The sequence below is a fragment of the Nocardia nepalensis genome (assembly GCF_048910785.1).
GTDB lineage: Bacteria > Actinomycetota > Actinomycetes > Mycobacteriales > Mycobacteriaceae > Nocardia > Nocardia nepalensis.
The window spans coordinates 311499-325496 of sequence record NZ_JBKBET010000005.1 but is presented as its reverse complement, the minus strand read 5'-3'; the positions used below and the strand labels follow the sequence as shown (position 1 = coordinate 325496).

Sequence of the window (13998 nt, the reverse complement as noted above, 5' to 3'; positions counted from 1 at the left end):
CCAGCGGCAGTTGCGTCGGTGCCGCTGGATGGTGTCGCTGTGCCACCGGACTGGGTGGCTGTCCCGCTGGACGATGCGGCAGCGTTGCCGGATGGCGTGGTGCCGCCGGATGGCGTGGTGCCGCCGGACGTTGCACCGCTGCCGCCGGACGCTGGGCCCGTACCAGCGGGTGACCGGGTAGCGCCACCCGCCCCAGCCGCGCCCCCGGCCGATGCCGCAGAGGTACGCGGCGACGGGGCGGTCTTGCCGGGCGGCGTGCCTGTGCCGCTCGACGGCGTGGCCGTGCGTCCCGATGCCCCGCCTGTGCCACCGGATTCCGTGGTGGTGCGGCTAGATGGTGTGGCCGCGCCGCCGGGCGCGGCGGTGCCGCTCGATCGAGTGGCAGCACGACCAGACGATGCGGCCGCTGCATCGGATCGGGTGTCGGTGCGACCCGGTCCGCCGGAGGTGCCACCCGCCGCAGTCCTGCCGTCGGATGCCCCGTCGCCAGTTGGTGTGGCGGTGCGACCTGATGGTCCGGTGGTGCCGGATGCGGCAGCGCCGGACTGTGTGGCATTGCCGCCAGCGGCAGTTGCGCCGGGGCCGCTGGATGGCGTCGCTGCGCCACCGGACTGGGCACCGGGCGATGCAGCGCCACCGGATGGCGCCGCGGTGCTACTGGACGGAGTGGTAGCGCTGCTGGATGGACTGGCGGCGTTGCCAGATGGAGTGGCGGTTCGACCCGAGTCGGCGGCGGTGCCACGGGATGCGAGGGTTGCGCCGGGCGATGGGGCAGCACTATCGGGCGGTGTCGGGGTGCCGCTGCGTGGGGCGGCAGTGTCGCTGGATGGTGACGCCGATCCTGTCGACTGGGGGGCCGGGCCGCTGGACTGCGCGGCGGCGGCCTTCCCGGTCGGCGCGGATGCGGACCTATCGGCGGTCGGGGTGGCGTCGGATCCGCTGGCGGCGGGAGGCCGACCGGCTGAGGCAGCGGATGTTGCTGTGCCGCTGGCGGATTGGACTCTGGGGCCGTCGCGTTTGATCGCGGCGGTCGGTGCGTCCGACCCGGAGGCGACGTTGGTCGGCCTGGAGCCAGCAGCCGGCGTGGCCTTGCCCGGCGCTGCTGCACCGGATGCGGCGGCGGTCGGTGCCGTGGCATCGGAAGCCGTGTTCTTGCCGCCCTTGACGCCACCGCGCGGGATCTCTGTGGTCTTTCCTTCGGAATTCGGCGATGCGCCGGTGGGTCCGTTCGCTCCGGATCCGCCAGCACCGGCCGGTGTCGCGGACCCCGCAGGCGATCGACCCGCTCCGCTATCTCGCTGGCCCGCACCACCTGGCTTGGCTGCTCCGCCCGCGGCAGCTCCGCGCGACTGTGCACCAGCGGCCCAGGTCGGTCGGCTCGGTGTCGTGGCATCGGCGGCGGCCGGCGGCGGGCCAGCGGCTTCGGCGGGCTTGCCGAGCGCGGCGATATCCCCGGTCGCGGCACCCTGGCTACTCGGCCGGGCGGCATCGGTCGGCGGCTGCTTCGCCGACGGGGCCGGAATAGGCCGAGTCGGCGCGGCGGCTGCCCGTTCCTCGGCGGCCGCACCGCTCCCGGAAGTGCCAGGTTGCGATGAAGTGTCGGATCCGGTTGTCCTGGATCCCGCGGACGCGCCCGAGTTCGAGGGCGCAGGTATCGGCCGGGTCGGTGCCGCGGCCGCCCGTTCCGCCGCAGTCGCGCCGGATCCCGCGGGGGTGCCGGAACCCAGAGATGCGCTCGAACCCGACTTGGGGGGAATGGGTCGGTTCGGTGCAGACCCAGCCTGTCCTCCGACGCTCGCGCCATCTCCGGACGTGCCGGGTCGAGCGGCGGTGCCCGGTTCCGCGGGAGCGTTGGGGGCCGACGCGGGTGTCCGGTCCGCGGGCGCGGCGGCGCGCGCCTTATCGGCCGCATCGGCGGGGCGGCCGGTATCTCGTGCCGGGCTCTTCTCGTCGTTCGGGTCGGACACCACTACCCCTCGCTCAGGCGGAACAGTTGAACTCGACGGCCAGCCTAACGGGCACAGCCGTCAAGAGGCCGTCATTGACCCTGCCAGGCCACGATAGTCACCAGGCGTTCGGTGATGGTCGCTGTTGGCGGTGGCCGAGGACGGCTTCTACCTGGCCGCGATGACGACTCGCTCCTCGAGTGGGGAACGCGGGTTCAGCGCCGCCCGCGCCGCCCGTGCACAATGAACCGCATGACCTCGTTCGGTGACTTGCTCGGACCGCAACCGGTACTCCTGCCCGAAGACTCCGATGCGGAGGCGGCGCTGCTCGATAAGGCCGATCCGGTGCAGGTCGCGGCCGCGCATCCGGCGGCTTCGATCGCGTGGGCCTATCTCGCGGAGGCCGCGTTGGCGCGCGGTGGGGCCGAGGGGGATGCGCAGGTGGTCAATCACGACATCGTCGCCGCGTACGCGTTCGCGCGCACCGGCTACCACCGCGGCCTCGATCTCTTGCGGCGCAATGGCTGGAAGGGTTTCGGTCCGGTGCCGTGGAGCCATGAGCCCAATCGCGGTTTCCTGCGCAGCGTCGGCGCGCTTGCCAGGGCGGCCAGGGCGGTCGGCGAGACCGAAGAGTACGCGCGTTGTTTGGACCTGCTCGAGGACTGCGACCCCCGCGCGGCTGCCGAGCTCGGCCTCGACTGAGTCGCATTGAATGCGGCATCGCGTAGCGATTCGATGAGGGGTGGTGGTCGGGCGACGGGTGGGCTTGATCCGAATTCCCCGGTCGGTGTCGCCCGCGCCAGCAGCGTGGAGAAGCTGCGCAGTTCGTGGGCGCGGTTGCGACTGTCCGCGCTGCCGATTCTGCAGTGCGCCGTCGGTGCGGCGCTGGCCTGGTTCATCGCGCACAAGATAGTCGGACATACGCAGCCGTTCTTCGCACCGACCGCGGCCGTGGTCTCGATCGGCATCTCGTTCGGCGCACGGCTGCGCCGGTCGGTGGAGTTGGTGGTCGGCGTCGCGGTCGGCATCGGCATCGGCGACCTGTTCATCACCCGCGCCGGCACCGGCGTCTGGCAGATCGCGTTGGTGGTCGCGGTGGCCATGGCGCTGGCGGTATTCCTGGACGGCGGGTCGATCATCACCATGCAGGCCGCCGGTTCGGCCGTGCTGGTCGCCACCCTGCTGCCGCCATCGGCGGGCGGCGGCTTCTCGCGGATGATCGACGCGCTCGTCGGCGGGTTGGTCGGCGTGGTCGTGGTCGCCTCGATACCGCTGCATCCGGTGCGCCGGGCCCGCGAGCAGGCCGCGGAAGTCCTTGCGGTGATGGCGAAATCGCTGCACGACTGCGCCGACGGACTGCTCGAACAGGACCCGGAGAAGATCCGCCTGGCCCTGACCGCCGCCCGCGCGACCCAGCCCCAGATCGACGGCCTGCGCTCCACCCTCGAGGGTGGTCGCGAAATCAGTCGGATCTCCCCGCTCTACTGGAATTCGAGACAGCGCCTCGACCGCATCCGCGCCACCGCCGATCCGCTCGACAATGCCGTCCGCAATACCAGGGTGCTGCTGCGCCGTTCCCTGACCCTGGTGCAGGACGACGAAATCCTCGACCCGCGACTCATCGAAGAGTTGGAGCGTCTGGCCCAGGCGGTCGAGGTGGTGCGCCGAATGATGCTCGCCGATCCCGGCCAGCAGCCGGATCAGGCCGAGGCCGCCAGGGTGCTGCGCGGTGTCGCCAAGGGTGCGCGACCGGAACTCGTTGACGGCGCGGGACTTTCGGCGCATGTGGTCTTCGCTCAAATGCGTTCCATGTTGGTCGATCTCATGCAGGTCTGCGGCATGCAGCGCATTTCCGCGATGGCGCTGCTGCCCCCGACGGTCCCGCATCCGCACGTTCCGCCCGAGGAATAGGCCGACTACTCAGCGGATTTCGGACATTCCCCGCCGGTGTGGGACGCCACGCGCGACTCCCGGCGCAGGAACTCTCATCATCGCGTAGTCCACTACTCGTGTTCGTGAGCCGCCACGGTCATAGCCTCGAGAGGCAACCGCGGTTACGAGGGGTAGCGCGGTTCGGACGCTTCGCACGATGGCGGAACGCCCTACCGGCCATTTGGTGTGGTGGCCGGGCGGGTATGGGCGCACCGTGGTCATGCGAAGAGGTCGCCCGGTCCGGGAGTCCGGACCGGGCGACCGGCGCCCGCGATTCAGTCGACCGGGGACAGCCGTTCCGGACTGCCGCGCAACGTGAAGCGGCGGCGATCGAAATCCCAGAACCGATAGATCGGCCACTGCACGGTGTGCGCCAGCCAAGCGAGGCTGGCCACGGCCCGGGTCACCGGCAGAATGGGAAATCCCCGATTCGTGATGGCGTTTATACCGCGCAATTGATAGGTCCAGAATTCACGGGGATTGGTTCGGCGCCGCCGGGCCGAGATCCGGACCCGCTGATCCGGCAACTGCTGAATGCGCAACCCTTTCATGGACAGGCAGAGCGCCAGATCCAGGTCCTCGTGGATATCGGTCCGAGTGGTGGTGTCGTCCTTGACTTCATCCCATGCGGTGCGGCGGATGGCCATATTCGCGCCGTGCATATTGCCGACCGGGCCGCCGAACATGCCGAGCTTGCGCTTCAGCCAGACTCCGATGTCCAGGAAAAGGGGGACCGGGGAGTCGTGGTAGGTGAAGATTCCGGTCGTCGCGGCGACCTCCGGATGTGCGGTCGCGTAGTCGCGGATGGTCGCGCCCCAATACGGTTCGACGAAGGTGTCGGCGTCGATGCGGGCGATGAAATCGCCGCGCGCCTTTGCGATTCCGGCGTTGCGCGCGGGGATGAGCCCGCGGGTCTCCTCGTAGACCAGTTCGATTTTCGGGTGTGCGGTCGCGTATTCGCGGACGATCGAGTCGGTGCCGTCGGTACTGCCGTTGTCGACGACGACGATTTCGGTGATGGCTTCCTGGTCGACGAGTCGCTCGAGGCAGCGCAGGATGAGCGCGGCTTCGTCGAGAACGGGGATGACCACCGATAGCGTGATCGGTGCTGGTGAACCCGTCATTGGTTCCTCCGAATGGGTCGAGCACAACTTAAGATAACGACCGGCCGGTATGTTTCGGCGGTCGTAGTCGGGACGGCGTTGTCAGCCGAATGTGAGGGATGTCGAGCGCAGACTGCCGTCGACATGTGGTGTGTGCCAGGAGCGGTAGCGACCCGTCGCTGACATCCGCTCAGCTGCCTTCTGGGCGGATGTCCGATACGTTAGACGGCGCAGTTGAACTGGGCATTCCCAATTTTGGGAGCCCATACTGGTCGGTCTAGAGTCGGCGGCTCAGGCCCAGAACCGGGTCAGCCAACTGCCGTACCGTGACCAATCCGCATCGACCCCGGACAACTCGTACAGCGAGTAGACCGCGTCGAAGAAAACCTTGTTGATCGACGGTGTGAACAGCAGCGCGAACAGGATCAGCATGCCGAAGGGCTTGAACTGGTCGAGCGCCCGTCGGGTCTGATAACTCAGCGAGGGCTCGACAACGCCGTACCCGTCCAATCCGGGCACCGGCAGAATGTTCAAAAGCGTTGCGGTGATTTGCAGGAACGCCAGAAAGCTCAGGCCGTACCAGAATGCGCGGTGTGAGGTGTCACTGCCGAAAAATCGCACCACTATCAGCAACAGCACCGCGCATACCGCATTCACTGCGGGCCCCGCGCCGCTGATGATCCGCTGCATCCGCGCGCTCACGCTATGGGTGTGCACGTACACCGCACCGCCCGGCAACCCGATACCGCCGAGCGCGATGAACACCATCGGCAACACGATCGACAGCAGCGGATGGCTGTATTTCAGTGGATTCAGCGTGAGATATCCCCGCAATTCCACCTCGCGATCACCCGCCCGCCACGCCGTGAACGCATGCGCGAACTCGTGCAGGCACAACGTGATGATCCAGCCGAAAACGACGAGTAGAAATACCCCGAACTTCGCCCGCGTCGAATGCAGGTCGGCATCCCAGGCCAACACTCCGCCGGCCACGGCGACCGCGATCACCAGCAGGAACACCGGGCTGGGCCGCACGGTTGCGCGGCGACCCTTCGGGAACGGAATCGTCATCGCACCAGTAGCCAGTTTTCGTGATGCCGATAGAACGACGACCGCGGCACGATGCGCTCGTTGGCGATGCCGTCGCGGGTCACCACCGCACCGGGCGTGCCGAGTTGGGCGGCCCGGCCCGCCAGCCAGCGGCGCCTTCGCATGCCCCTGTGCACGCTCGCCCGCACACCGGGCATCTCCAGCGTCGGGGAGACGAGCATCGCGTTCACCTTGCCGGAGAACAGCTGGTTGTCGTCGACATAGGCCTCGCCCTCCAGTTTCTCGCCACCGGGGCCGGTGATCACGGCCCGCCCGACCAGCACCGTTCCGGTGTCGTCGCGGATCAGCGGGATCTCGGCCGCCCGGCCCTCCACCGCCCGCTTGGCGGCGGCATTGCCGGTGCCGGTCTGGTAGACGCGCGAGCCGTAGGTCTTGTCGACGGGCACGTATCCGATCTCCACATGGAGTCGTTCGGTCCGCATCAGATGGGTCAGCACCGAGGACAGGGCGGCGTCGTCGCCGAGCACGATCAGCCGGGGCAGGCTGTCGGCGGCCAGGACCGGCAGTAGCTCATCGATCACGCTGTTCTCTGGAATCGCGGTCGTCGGCGAGATCGGCAGCGACGCGAGGGCGATGGGTACCGGTGCGCCGTCGCAACGGAGAACGTGGGTACTCAAACTGCGGTACACCCTCCTCGGTTCGGCCGACAACCCGTCGGCCACCCTCGCCACTTTCCATGCCGGACCCCCTGCTGGTCCGCCAGTGCCTCGCAACCATAGTCCTGCCCGACTAAGGCCACGTGGTTGTCGAGCCTACGGTGCGATCCGGTTCGATGCCGCCTCGAACGCTTTGGGTAGACTGTGCTTCCGGCCACCGCCTCGATACGGGCAGGTAGCTGCAGCACTGGTGTTTACCCACCCGCCGGCCGCGCCGGTTGCCATCCCCCGGGGTGTTGCGCGTCGAACCGTAGGAGACACGACCATGCCGGCAATCGTCCTGATCGGCGCCCAGTGGGGCGACGAGGGTAAGGGCAAAGCAACCGATCTGCTCGGTGGCAGGTTGCAATGGGTGGTCCGGTACCAAGGCGGCAATAACGCCGGTCACACCGTCGTACTGCCCAACGGCGACAAGTTCGCACTGCACCTGATCCCCTCCGGGATCCTCACCCCGGGCGTGACGAATGTCATCGGCAACGGTGTCGTGGTCGATCCCGGCGTACTGCTCGCGGAGCTGGCCGGATTGGAGGAGCGCGGCGTCGACACCTCGGGTCTGCTGCTCTCGGCCGACGCGCACCTGATCATGCCGTACCACGTGGCCATCGATAAGGTCACCGAACGCTTCCTCGGCAATAAGAAGATCGGCACCACCGGTCGCGGCATCGGTCCGTGCTATCAGGACAAGGTCGCTCGCGTCGGCGTGCGGGTCGCCGATGTGCTGGATGAAAAGATCCTGACGCAGAAGGTCGAAGCGGCCCTGGAGTTCAAGAACCAGGTGCTTGTGAAGATCTACAACCGCCGTGCGCTGGACCCGCAGCAGGTGGTAGACGAGGTGCTCGGGCAGGCGGACAGCTTCAAGCACCGCATCGCCGACACCCGACTGGAGCTGAATCTGGCGCTCGAGCGCGGCGAAACCGTGCTGCTGGAGGGTTCGCAGGGCACCCTGCTCGACGTGGACCACGGCACCTATCCGTATGTGACCTCGTCCAACCCGACCTCGGGTGGTGCGGCGGTCGGCGCGGGCGTCGGACCCAACAAGATCAATACGGTGCTCGGCATCCTGAAGTGCTACACCACCCGCGTCGGCTCCGGTCCGTTCCCGACCGAACTGTTCGACAACTTCGGTGAATTCCTGGCCAAGCAGGGTGGCGAGGTCGGTGTGACCACCGGCCGGGCCCGCCGCTGCGGCTGGTTCGACGCGGTCATCGCGCGCTACGCGACCCGGGTCAACGGCATCACCGACTACTTCCTCACCAAGCTGGACGTGCTGTCGAGTCTGGAGCGGGTGCCGATCTGTGTCGCGTACGAGATAGACGGCAAGCGGGTCGAGCAGATGCCGACCACACAGACCGAATTCCACCACGCCAAGCCGATTTACGAGGAGATGCCCGGCTGGTGGGAAGACATTTCACAGGTGCAGACCTTCGAGGAACTGCCCGCCAACGCGCAGGCCTATGTTCTGCGCCTGGAGGAACTGTCCGGCGCACGCATATCCTGCATCGGCGTGGGACCGGGTCGTGACCAGACGATTGTCCGCCACGACGTGCTCGGTTAGCGCCGCAAACAGCGGAATCGGTGCGCGCGTTCATCGTTCGTTGTCTTCGATCATGATCCGTGACGAACTACAGTAAGAGCTATGGCTCGGAACTGGCCGATGATCGAGCGCGAGACCGAGTTCGAAGCGATTCGCGCAGCACTCTCCGGCACTGAATACGTCGGCGTGGTTCTGACGGGCGACGCCGGTGTCGGAAAGACGACGCTGGCCAGACAGGCGACGGCCGCTGTAGGCGGCAATATCCGGTGGGTTGCGGGCACGGAATCGGCCCGCACCATCCCGCTGGGCGTATTCGCCCATATGGTCGGGGTTTACACCGCGCACGATCCGGTGACGTTCATGTCCGCCGCGCGCGAGGCACTGCTCGCAGACGGGCACGCGATCATCGGTGTCGACGATGCGCACCTGCTGGACCAGCTTTCGGCGACACTGCTGCTACAGCTGGCCATTGACAAGGCCGCGCATATCGTCGCGACCGTGCGCAGCGGGGTGCCGGTACCCGATGCGATCACCTCGCTGTGGAAAGACGGCCACCTGCTGCGCATCGACCTCACCCCGTTCACCCAGCACCAGAGCGTCGATCTGGTGGAGCAGATGCTCGGCGGACAGCTGGAGGGTTTCACCGCCAACCTGATGTGGGAGTCCTCCGGTGGAAATGCCCTGTTTCTAAGGCATTTGGTGGAGGGCGCCCTGGAGGCGGGTTCGCTGCGGCAGGTGAACGGCGTCTGGCAGCTGCGCGGCCGGGCCGCGGTGACCTCGGAATTGGCCGCGCTGCTCGAGGATCGGGTCGAACAGCTGCCGGATTCGGTGTTGCGGGTGCTCGAACTGCTGACCTTCTGCGAGCCGATCGATCTCGACGTGCTCGCCGAACTGGCGGGTGAGGAAGCGGTCGAAGCCGCCGAAACCCGTGGTCTCATCCGGGTTATCGAGAATACCCACCAGTTGATCGTGCGCTACAACCATCCGCTGTTCGGTGAGGTCATCCGGCGCAGGCTCGGCATCGCCTCGGCGCGGCGGCTGCGCGGTCGGCTGTACTCCTCGCTCAAGGAGCGTCCGATCAATTCCGCGCCGGATCGCATCCGATTGGCCGAATTGGCCTTGGACAGTGATAAATCCGCCGATCTCGAACTCTTCGAAGCGGCCGCGGCCGATGCGATCGGACTGGCGAATTTGCCGCTCGGTGAGCGCTTCGCGAGGGCCGCGGTGGAACGTCGCGGCGGGGTGGAGGCCGCGGATCTGCTGGCTCGCGCGCTGCTGTGGCAGGGCCATCGCATCGAGGCCGAACGCACCCTGGCCAGCTTCGATCCGGATCAGATGAACGAGGTGCAACTGGGCCGCTGGGGCAGCACCCGGGTCTCGAATCTGTTCTGGGCCATGGGCGATGCCGAGCGTGCCGACGAGGTGCTCGCGATGCTGCGGGCCAAGGTGCAGCATCCGAAGATCATCGCCACCTTCGACGGCCTGGCCGCGGCGTGTGCGGTCCACGAAAATCTGCTCGAGGAGGCGTTTTCGGGGGCCGAGACGGTAATGGAGGCCAAAGGCGCACCGCCGTGGGCGGTTTGGTGGGCGGCCTTCGGCGGCGGCTTGGCGCTGGCGTTGATGGGCAAGGGTGAGGCGGCGCGGCAGTACGCGGCCCGCGGGCATCAGGTGGAGTCGCATATCGATGGGCTCAACCGGTTCATCTCGACCCATGCCGAGGTGCTCGCGCTGATCTGCACCGGTGATCTCGATGCCGCACGGCGTTGCGCCTCAGGGTATTTCGGCTATTCCGCACCGGGCCAGTACCTGGCCTGGGGCATGTCGAAGATCCTGCAGGGCACCGTCGACGTGGCGCAGGGCTGCTTCCCGGACGGGATCGAGCATCTGGAACAGGCATTGGCCGCGCTCACCGCCGAGGGCGCCGCGGCCTGGCACATCCCGGCGAGAATTCGTCTGGCCGAGGCATATTCGGCACTCGGCCGCGCACCGGAGGCGGCCGAGTCGATTGCCGAGGCGGTCGCGCGCGGCGGCAGGCACAGCGCGGTTTACGACCCGCAGTTGGAGATCGCCAGGGCCTGGGTGGCCGCCGCGGAAGGTACCGTCACCCCCGCCATTCGACTGGCCATGGCGGCCGCCGACGCGGCGGCGCGCGCACACCAGCACGCCATCGAGGCCTCGGCACTGCATGCGGCCGCCCGCTTCGGCGACTCTTCCGTGGCAGGCCGACTCGCCGACCTGGCCGCCCGGGTCGACGGCGCTTTGGTGCAGGTCCAGGCCCGCCATGCGGTGGCACTGGCCGCCCACGACGGACCCGGCCTGGACGCGGCCGCCGCCGAATTCGAGCGCATCGGCGCGCTGCTCTCGGCCGCCGACGCCGCCGCCCAAGCCGCGTCGGCGCACGAACGGGCCGGAGACCGCCGCCGCCTCCTGGAATCGGCCGCCACCGCGAACCGCCTGGCCGCGGCCTGCGGCGGCGCGAGCACCCCCGCCCTGCGCCAAGCCGCCCAGCCCTTGCCGCTCACCTCCCGCGAACGTGAAATCGCGAATCTCGTTGCGGCAGGGCTGTCCAACCGCCAGATCGCCGATCGGCTGACGGTTTCGGTTCGCACGGTCGAGGGCCATCTGTACCGTGCCTGCATCAAGATGGATGTGACGGACCGGGAATCTCTCGGAGCGCTGATGCGGGGGGAAGGATCCGGCGGAGCCAGCTGAGGGCCGCCGCTAATTCGGATGACTGGGCATAGCCTGCCGAGCTACGTTCGGTGTCGAGAGCAGCATGGTGGGTGTAGCTCAGATGGTTAGAGCGCCTGGTTGTGGTCCAGGAGGTCGCCGGTTCGAACCCGGTCACTCACCCTTGGGGGTGATCTGCCAAGTGATGCCGAAGGTTGCGAGTGTGTCGAGGAATTCCTCGGCGTCGAAGGCTTCGGCTACCGAGAGGGCGCCCGGTTCGGTCGTTCCGGCGGCCAGCCGGATTGCGACTTCCACTGCTTCCAGCGCCGAATCACGGTAGGAGTCGATGCCGCGCCGGTGCAATTCGGTCAGCAGGTAGCCACCGGTGTGGCCGGTGGCGCCGTAGATGGCGATCTTCTTCGTCGTTGTCATGGATACGACACTATGAGAGTTCAATGAGTAGACGAATGACCACAATGCGCAGAATGATGTCTGAAACGCTCAACAGCTATGCTGATCAATGTGGACATCCTCAGCGAGACGATCGCGGCCATCCGCACGGGCAACCCGACCTCCGGCCTATTCGTCCGGCATGCACCGTGGGGTCGCGCCTATCCGATAGTCCCCGGCGCGGGTTTCCATGTGGTGCTACAGGGTTCGTGTTGGGCCGTGCCGTCCGGCGGCGAACCGATCGCCCTTGGTGTCGGCGACGTCCTGTTCATGCCGCGCGGCGCCGACCACGATCTGGTCGACCGCCTCGACAGCCCGGTCACCGAGAAGGCGCAACCGGGTGAGCCGCGCGAGATCACCGGCCCCGGCGCCCGCACCGCGCTGCTCTGCGGCGCATACGAACTCGGCAGGCAGCGCAGCCACCCGCTGCTCGACGAACTTCCCGAATTCATCCATCTCCCGGCGCGTCCCGGCCGCCACCCGTCCCTGCGCGCCGCCGTCGACCTGCTCGCCGCCGAGGTCGCTGAACCGAAGCAGGGCAGCGATGCCGCCGTCCCCGCCATTCTGGAGACCCTGCTCCTGTTCATCCTGCGCGCTTGGTTCGACGAACAGGTCACCGGCGAACCCGGCACCGGCTGGGCGGGCGCGTTCGCCGATCCGGCGGTCGCCGCCGCCCTGCGCGCCGTCCATGAAGAACCCGCCCGCACCTGGACCGTTCCCGACCTCAGCGATATCGCCGGCGTCTCCCGCGCCACCCTGGCCCGTCGCTTCACCGCCACCGTCGGCGAACCCCCGCTCGCCTACGTCACCCGCTGGCGCATGCTCACCGCCGCTCGCCTGCTGCGCGATACCGACAGCCCCCTCGGCACGGTGGCCCGAAAGGTCGGCTACACCTCGGAATTCGCCTTCGCCAAGGCCTTCAAACGCGAATACGGCCTGCCCCCAGGGCAGTACCGCCGCGCCGACGACCAGCCGCCCCTGATCGCGGTGTGAACCCCAGTCGAATTCGCCGACGATCCGCGGCGCGGTGGCCGTGTGGCCTAACTGGCTCTCGGCGACGGTTTCGCGCGCCCAGCCGAGATCCCGGATGGCGAAGGCCTGCTGTGCCACGACTAAGTCGAGTTGATGTCCCGGCTTAGGCATAACCGCAGGTTGAAGCCCCTCATGCTCGGGTAGAGTTGTGCTCATGTCCCGGATTGATCGCATTACCTCGGACCCTGCCGTCTGCCACGGCAAGCCAGTGGTGCGCGGGCTGCGATATCCCGTGGAGATGCTGCTCGAGCTGCTGGCGGCGGGCATGAGCATCGACGAGATCCTGGCTGACTACCCCGACCTGGAAACCGACGACATACTCGCGGTGCTCGAATACGCTGCGATCGTGACTGCCCAGCGGACAACGATCCCCTTCAACGCGGCGTGAAATTCCTTGTCGACGCCCAGCTTCCACGCAAGCTGGCGGTCCTGCTGAAGAATGCTGGACACGACGTCGTGCACACTTGCACGATCGCGCAGGGAAACCGAACGACGGACGACGAAATCGCGGCGATCGCTGATCGCGAAGATCGAGTAGTCGTCACCAAAGATCGGGATTTTTGGATCGGACACATACTCGACCGGTCACCGCGGTCACTGCTGATTGTGTCGACCGGCAACATCGCCAATGCTGTGCTACTTCAACTGTTCAGCGACCATCTCGCCGAGATCGTGCAGCTGCTTGCGGAAAGTGCGGTCGTGGAACTCGGGCGTGACCGGCTGGTTGCGCACGGCGATCCTGGCGAACAGGCCGACTGAGTGAGGCGGGTCAGCTGAAGGGGGTGTGGGGGCGGGGTTGGGGTTCGCCGTCCAGGTAGATGTCGACTTTTTCGTTGTAGAAGCAGGCGAGGCCGGCGATCTTCTGGCTCTCCGGAAGTGGGGTGCGGTAGCCCCAGACAATGTCCGGGTATTCCTTCTCGTCGATGTGGACGGTCCAGTAGTCGGCGGTGCCCTTGTAGGGGCAGCTGGTGTGGGTCCCAGAAGGTGTCAGCAGGTCCATGCGGACGTCGGTCAGCGGGAGGTAATACCTTGCGGGGAGGCCGGTTTCGAAGAGGATGCGGGGGGAGTGGGAATCTGCGACGGTGACGCCGTCGATCTCGACGCGGACGTGGCGCGAGCTGGCGAGGATATCGACCCGCGTGTACGGATCGCGCGGGTGGACGTAGACCGGCTCGTCTTCCTCGAACCACTCGTCCATCGAATTCCAGTCCAACCGCACCAGGTCGTCGAGTTCGGGAATCGGCGAATCGTGGTGGCGCAGTGCGGCTCCCGGCGCGGTCACGCCGTCGACCACCACGTCGTATTCGGTGCCGTCGCCGCGACTGGGGGAATGTTTGGTCCTGCCGTTGGGCTCGAGCTTCGCGTGCAGGTCCGTGACCGGCAGGTAGTAGGTCGGATAGTGCGGTCCCTCCCAGACCAGCACCGGTCGCCTGGTATCCGCGACCAGCTGTCCGCGCAGGTATACCCGCACCCGCTTCTGCCCGGTCTCGACCCGCACCCGGCCCCGCTTCTCGTCGGTCATACCTTCCGACCGTACTCCGCACGAGCCGCCTGGACGTTCGGCC

At 67.4% G+C, this 13998-nt stretch carries 13 protein-coding genes and 1 tRNA gene; 9 read left to right on the top strand and 5 right to left on the bottom strand.

Annotation, left to right across the window (positions count from 1 at the left end; all coding sequences use genetic code 11):
• The first annotated feature begins 39 nt into the window (after window positions 1-39).
• The 3 genes from ACHQ4I_RS05850 to ACHQ4I_RS05840 all read left to right on the top strand — a co-directional run bounded on the left by ACHQ4I_RS05850 (window position 40) and on the right by ACHQ4I_RS05840 (window position 3857).
• Entirely contained in the window at window positions 40-2064 is a 2025-nt protein-coding gene (locus tag ACHQ4I_RS05850; protein ID WP_420770622.1) for a hypothetical protein, read from the top strand.
• 134 nt (window positions 2065-2198) lie between these two features.
• Window positions 2199-2648, top strand: a complete 450-nt coding sequence (locus tag ACHQ4I_RS05845; RefSeq protein WP_420770621.1) for a DUF3151 domain-containing protein — start codon at window positions 2199-2201, stop codon at window positions 2646-2648.
• Between the two features lie 33 nt (window positions 2649-2681).
• Window positions 2682-3857 carry an FUSC family protein gene (locus tag ACHQ4I_RS05840; protein ID WP_420770620.1) on the top strand — a complete coding sequence of 392 codons (1176 nt, stop codon included), beginning with the start codon at window positions 2682-2684 and terminating at the stop codon, window positions 3855-3857.
• Window positions 3858-4153: 296 nt separating this feature from the next.
• On the opposite strand, the gene ACHQ4I_RS05835 is transcribed toward ACHQ4I_RS05840, so the two are convergent.
• The 3 genes from ACHQ4I_RS05835 to ACHQ4I_RS05825 all read right to left on the bottom strand — a co-directional run bounded on the left by ACHQ4I_RS05835 (window position 4154) and on the right by ACHQ4I_RS05825 (window position 6708).
• Window positions 4154-5002 carry a glycosyltransferase family 2 protein gene (locus ACHQ4I_RS05835; RefSeq protein ID WP_420770619.1) on the bottom strand — a complete coding sequence of 283 codons (849 nt, stop codon included), beginning with the start codon at window positions 5000-5002 and terminating at the stop codon, window positions 4154-4156.
• A 270-nt stretch (window positions 5003-5272) separates the two neighbouring features.
• Entirely contained in the window at window positions 5273-6052 is a 780-nt protein-coding gene (locus ACHQ4I_RS05830; protein ID WP_420770618.1) for a site-2 protease family protein, read from the bottom strand.
• Window positions 6049-6708, bottom strand: coding sequence for a hypothetical protein (locus ACHQ4I_RS05825; RefSeq protein WP_420770617.1), 660 nt, complete (start codon window positions 6706-6708; stop codon window positions 6049-6051). The genes ACHQ4I_RS05830 and ACHQ4I_RS05825 overlap by 4 nt, the downstream gene beginning before the upstream one ends.
• A 304-nt stretch (window positions 6709-7012) precedes the next feature.
• On the opposite strand from ACHQ4I_RS05825, the gene ACHQ4I_RS05820 reads away from it, so the two are divergent.
• The 3 genes from ACHQ4I_RS05820 (at window position 7013) to ACHQ4I_RS05810 (ending at window position 11134) form a co-directional block, all read left to right on the top strand.
• Complete coding sequence (locus tag ACHQ4I_RS05820) at window positions 7013-8302, top strand: adenylosuccinate synthase (RefSeq protein WP_420770616.1); 1290 nt, start codon at window positions 7013-7015, stop codon at window positions 8300-8302.
• Between the two features lie 81 nt (window positions 8303-8383).
• A complete protein-coding gene (locus ACHQ4I_RS05815; RefSeq protein WP_420770615.1) occupies window positions 8384-10993 on the top strand; it encodes a LuxR C-terminal-related transcriptional regulator in 2610 nt (869 codons plus the stop codon).
• A gap of 67 nt (window positions 10994-11060) precedes the next feature.
• Window positions 11061-11134, top strand: a tRNA-His gene (locus ACHQ4I_RS05810).
• Here ACHQ4I_RS05810 and ACHQ4I_RS05805 read toward each other — a convergent pair.
• Window positions 11126-11383 (bottom strand): hypothetical protein, encoded by a 258-nt coding sequence (locus ACHQ4I_RS05805; protein ID WP_420770614.1) that lies wholly within the window; start codon window positions 11381-11383, stop codon window positions 11126-11128. The genes ACHQ4I_RS05810 and ACHQ4I_RS05805 overlap by 9 nt on opposite strands.
• Window positions 11384-11473: 90 nt before the next feature.
• Here ACHQ4I_RS05805 and ACHQ4I_RS05800 point away from each other — a divergent pair, with 90 nt between their 5' ends.
• The 3 genes from ACHQ4I_RS05800 to ACHQ4I_RS05790 all read left to right on the top strand — a co-directional run bounded on the left by ACHQ4I_RS05800 (window position 11474) and on the right by ACHQ4I_RS05790 (window position 13192).
• A complete protein-coding gene (locus tag ACHQ4I_RS05800) occupies window positions 11474-12394 on the top strand; it encodes an AraC family transcriptional regulator (RefSeq protein ID WP_420770829.1) in 921 nt (306 codons plus the stop codon).
• Between the two features lie 193 nt (window positions 12395-12587).
• The gene (locus ACHQ4I_RS05795) at window positions 12588-12821 is read left to right on the top strand and encodes a DUF433 domain-containing protein (protein ID WP_420770613.1); all 234 of its coding nucleotides are present in this window, start codon (window positions 12588-12590) and stop codon (window positions 12819-12821) included.
• Window positions 12818-13192, top strand: coding sequence for a DUF5615 family PIN-like protein (locus ACHQ4I_RS05790; protein WP_420770612.1), 375 nt, complete (start codon window positions 12818-12820; stop codon window positions 13190-13192). Before ACHQ4I_RS05795 ends, ACHQ4I_RS05790 begins: the two co-directional genes overlap by 4 nt.
• Before the next feature lie 10 nt (window positions 13193-13202).
• On the opposite strand, the gene ACHQ4I_RS05785 is transcribed toward ACHQ4I_RS05790, so the two are convergent.
• Window positions 13203-13955: a DUF427 domain-containing protein gene (locus ACHQ4I_RS05785; RefSeq protein WP_420770611.1), complete on the bottom strand. Its 753-nt coding sequence runs from the start codon at window positions 13953-13955 to the stop codon at window positions 13203-13205.
• Between the last annotated feature and the right edge of the window lie 43 nt (window positions 13956-13998).

Coding starts and splice junctions, on each gene's coding strand:
- ACHQ4I_RS05815 (WP_420770615.1), top strand. CDS start 8,384: ATGGCTCGGAACTGGCCGATGATCGAGCGCGAGACCGAGTTCGAAGCG.
- ACHQ4I_RS05835 (WP_420770619.1), bottom strand. CDS start 5,002: ATGACGGGTTCACCAGCACCGATCACGCTATCGGTGGTCATCCCCGTT.
- ACHQ4I_RS05805 (WP_420770614.1), bottom strand. CDS start 11,383: ATGACAACGACGAAGAAGATCGCCATCTACGGCGCCACCGGCCACACC.
- ACHQ4I_RS05840 (WP_420770620.1), top strand. CDS start 2,682: ATGAGGGGTGGTGGTCGGGCGACGGGTGGGCTTGATCCGAATTCCCCG.
- ACHQ4I_RS05795 (WP_420770613.1), top strand. CDS start 12,588: ATGTCCCGGATTGATCGCATTACCTCGGACCCTGCCGTCTGCCACGGC.
- ACHQ4I_RS05785 (WP_420770611.1), bottom strand. CDS start 13,955: ATGACCGACGAGAAGCGGGGCCGGGTGCGGGTCGAGACCGGGCAGAAG.
- ACHQ4I_RS05820 (WP_420770616.1), top strand. CDS start 7,013: ATGCCGGCAATCGTCCTGATCGGCGCCCAGTGGGGCGACGAGGGTAAG.
- ACHQ4I_RS05845 (WP_420770621.1), top strand. CDS start 2,199: ATGACCTCGTTCGGTGACTTGCTCGGACCGCAACCGGTACTCCTGCCC.
- ACHQ4I_RS05830 (WP_420770618.1), bottom strand. CDS start 6,052: ATGACGATTCCGTTCCCGAAGGGTCGCCGCGCAACCGTGCGGCCCAGC.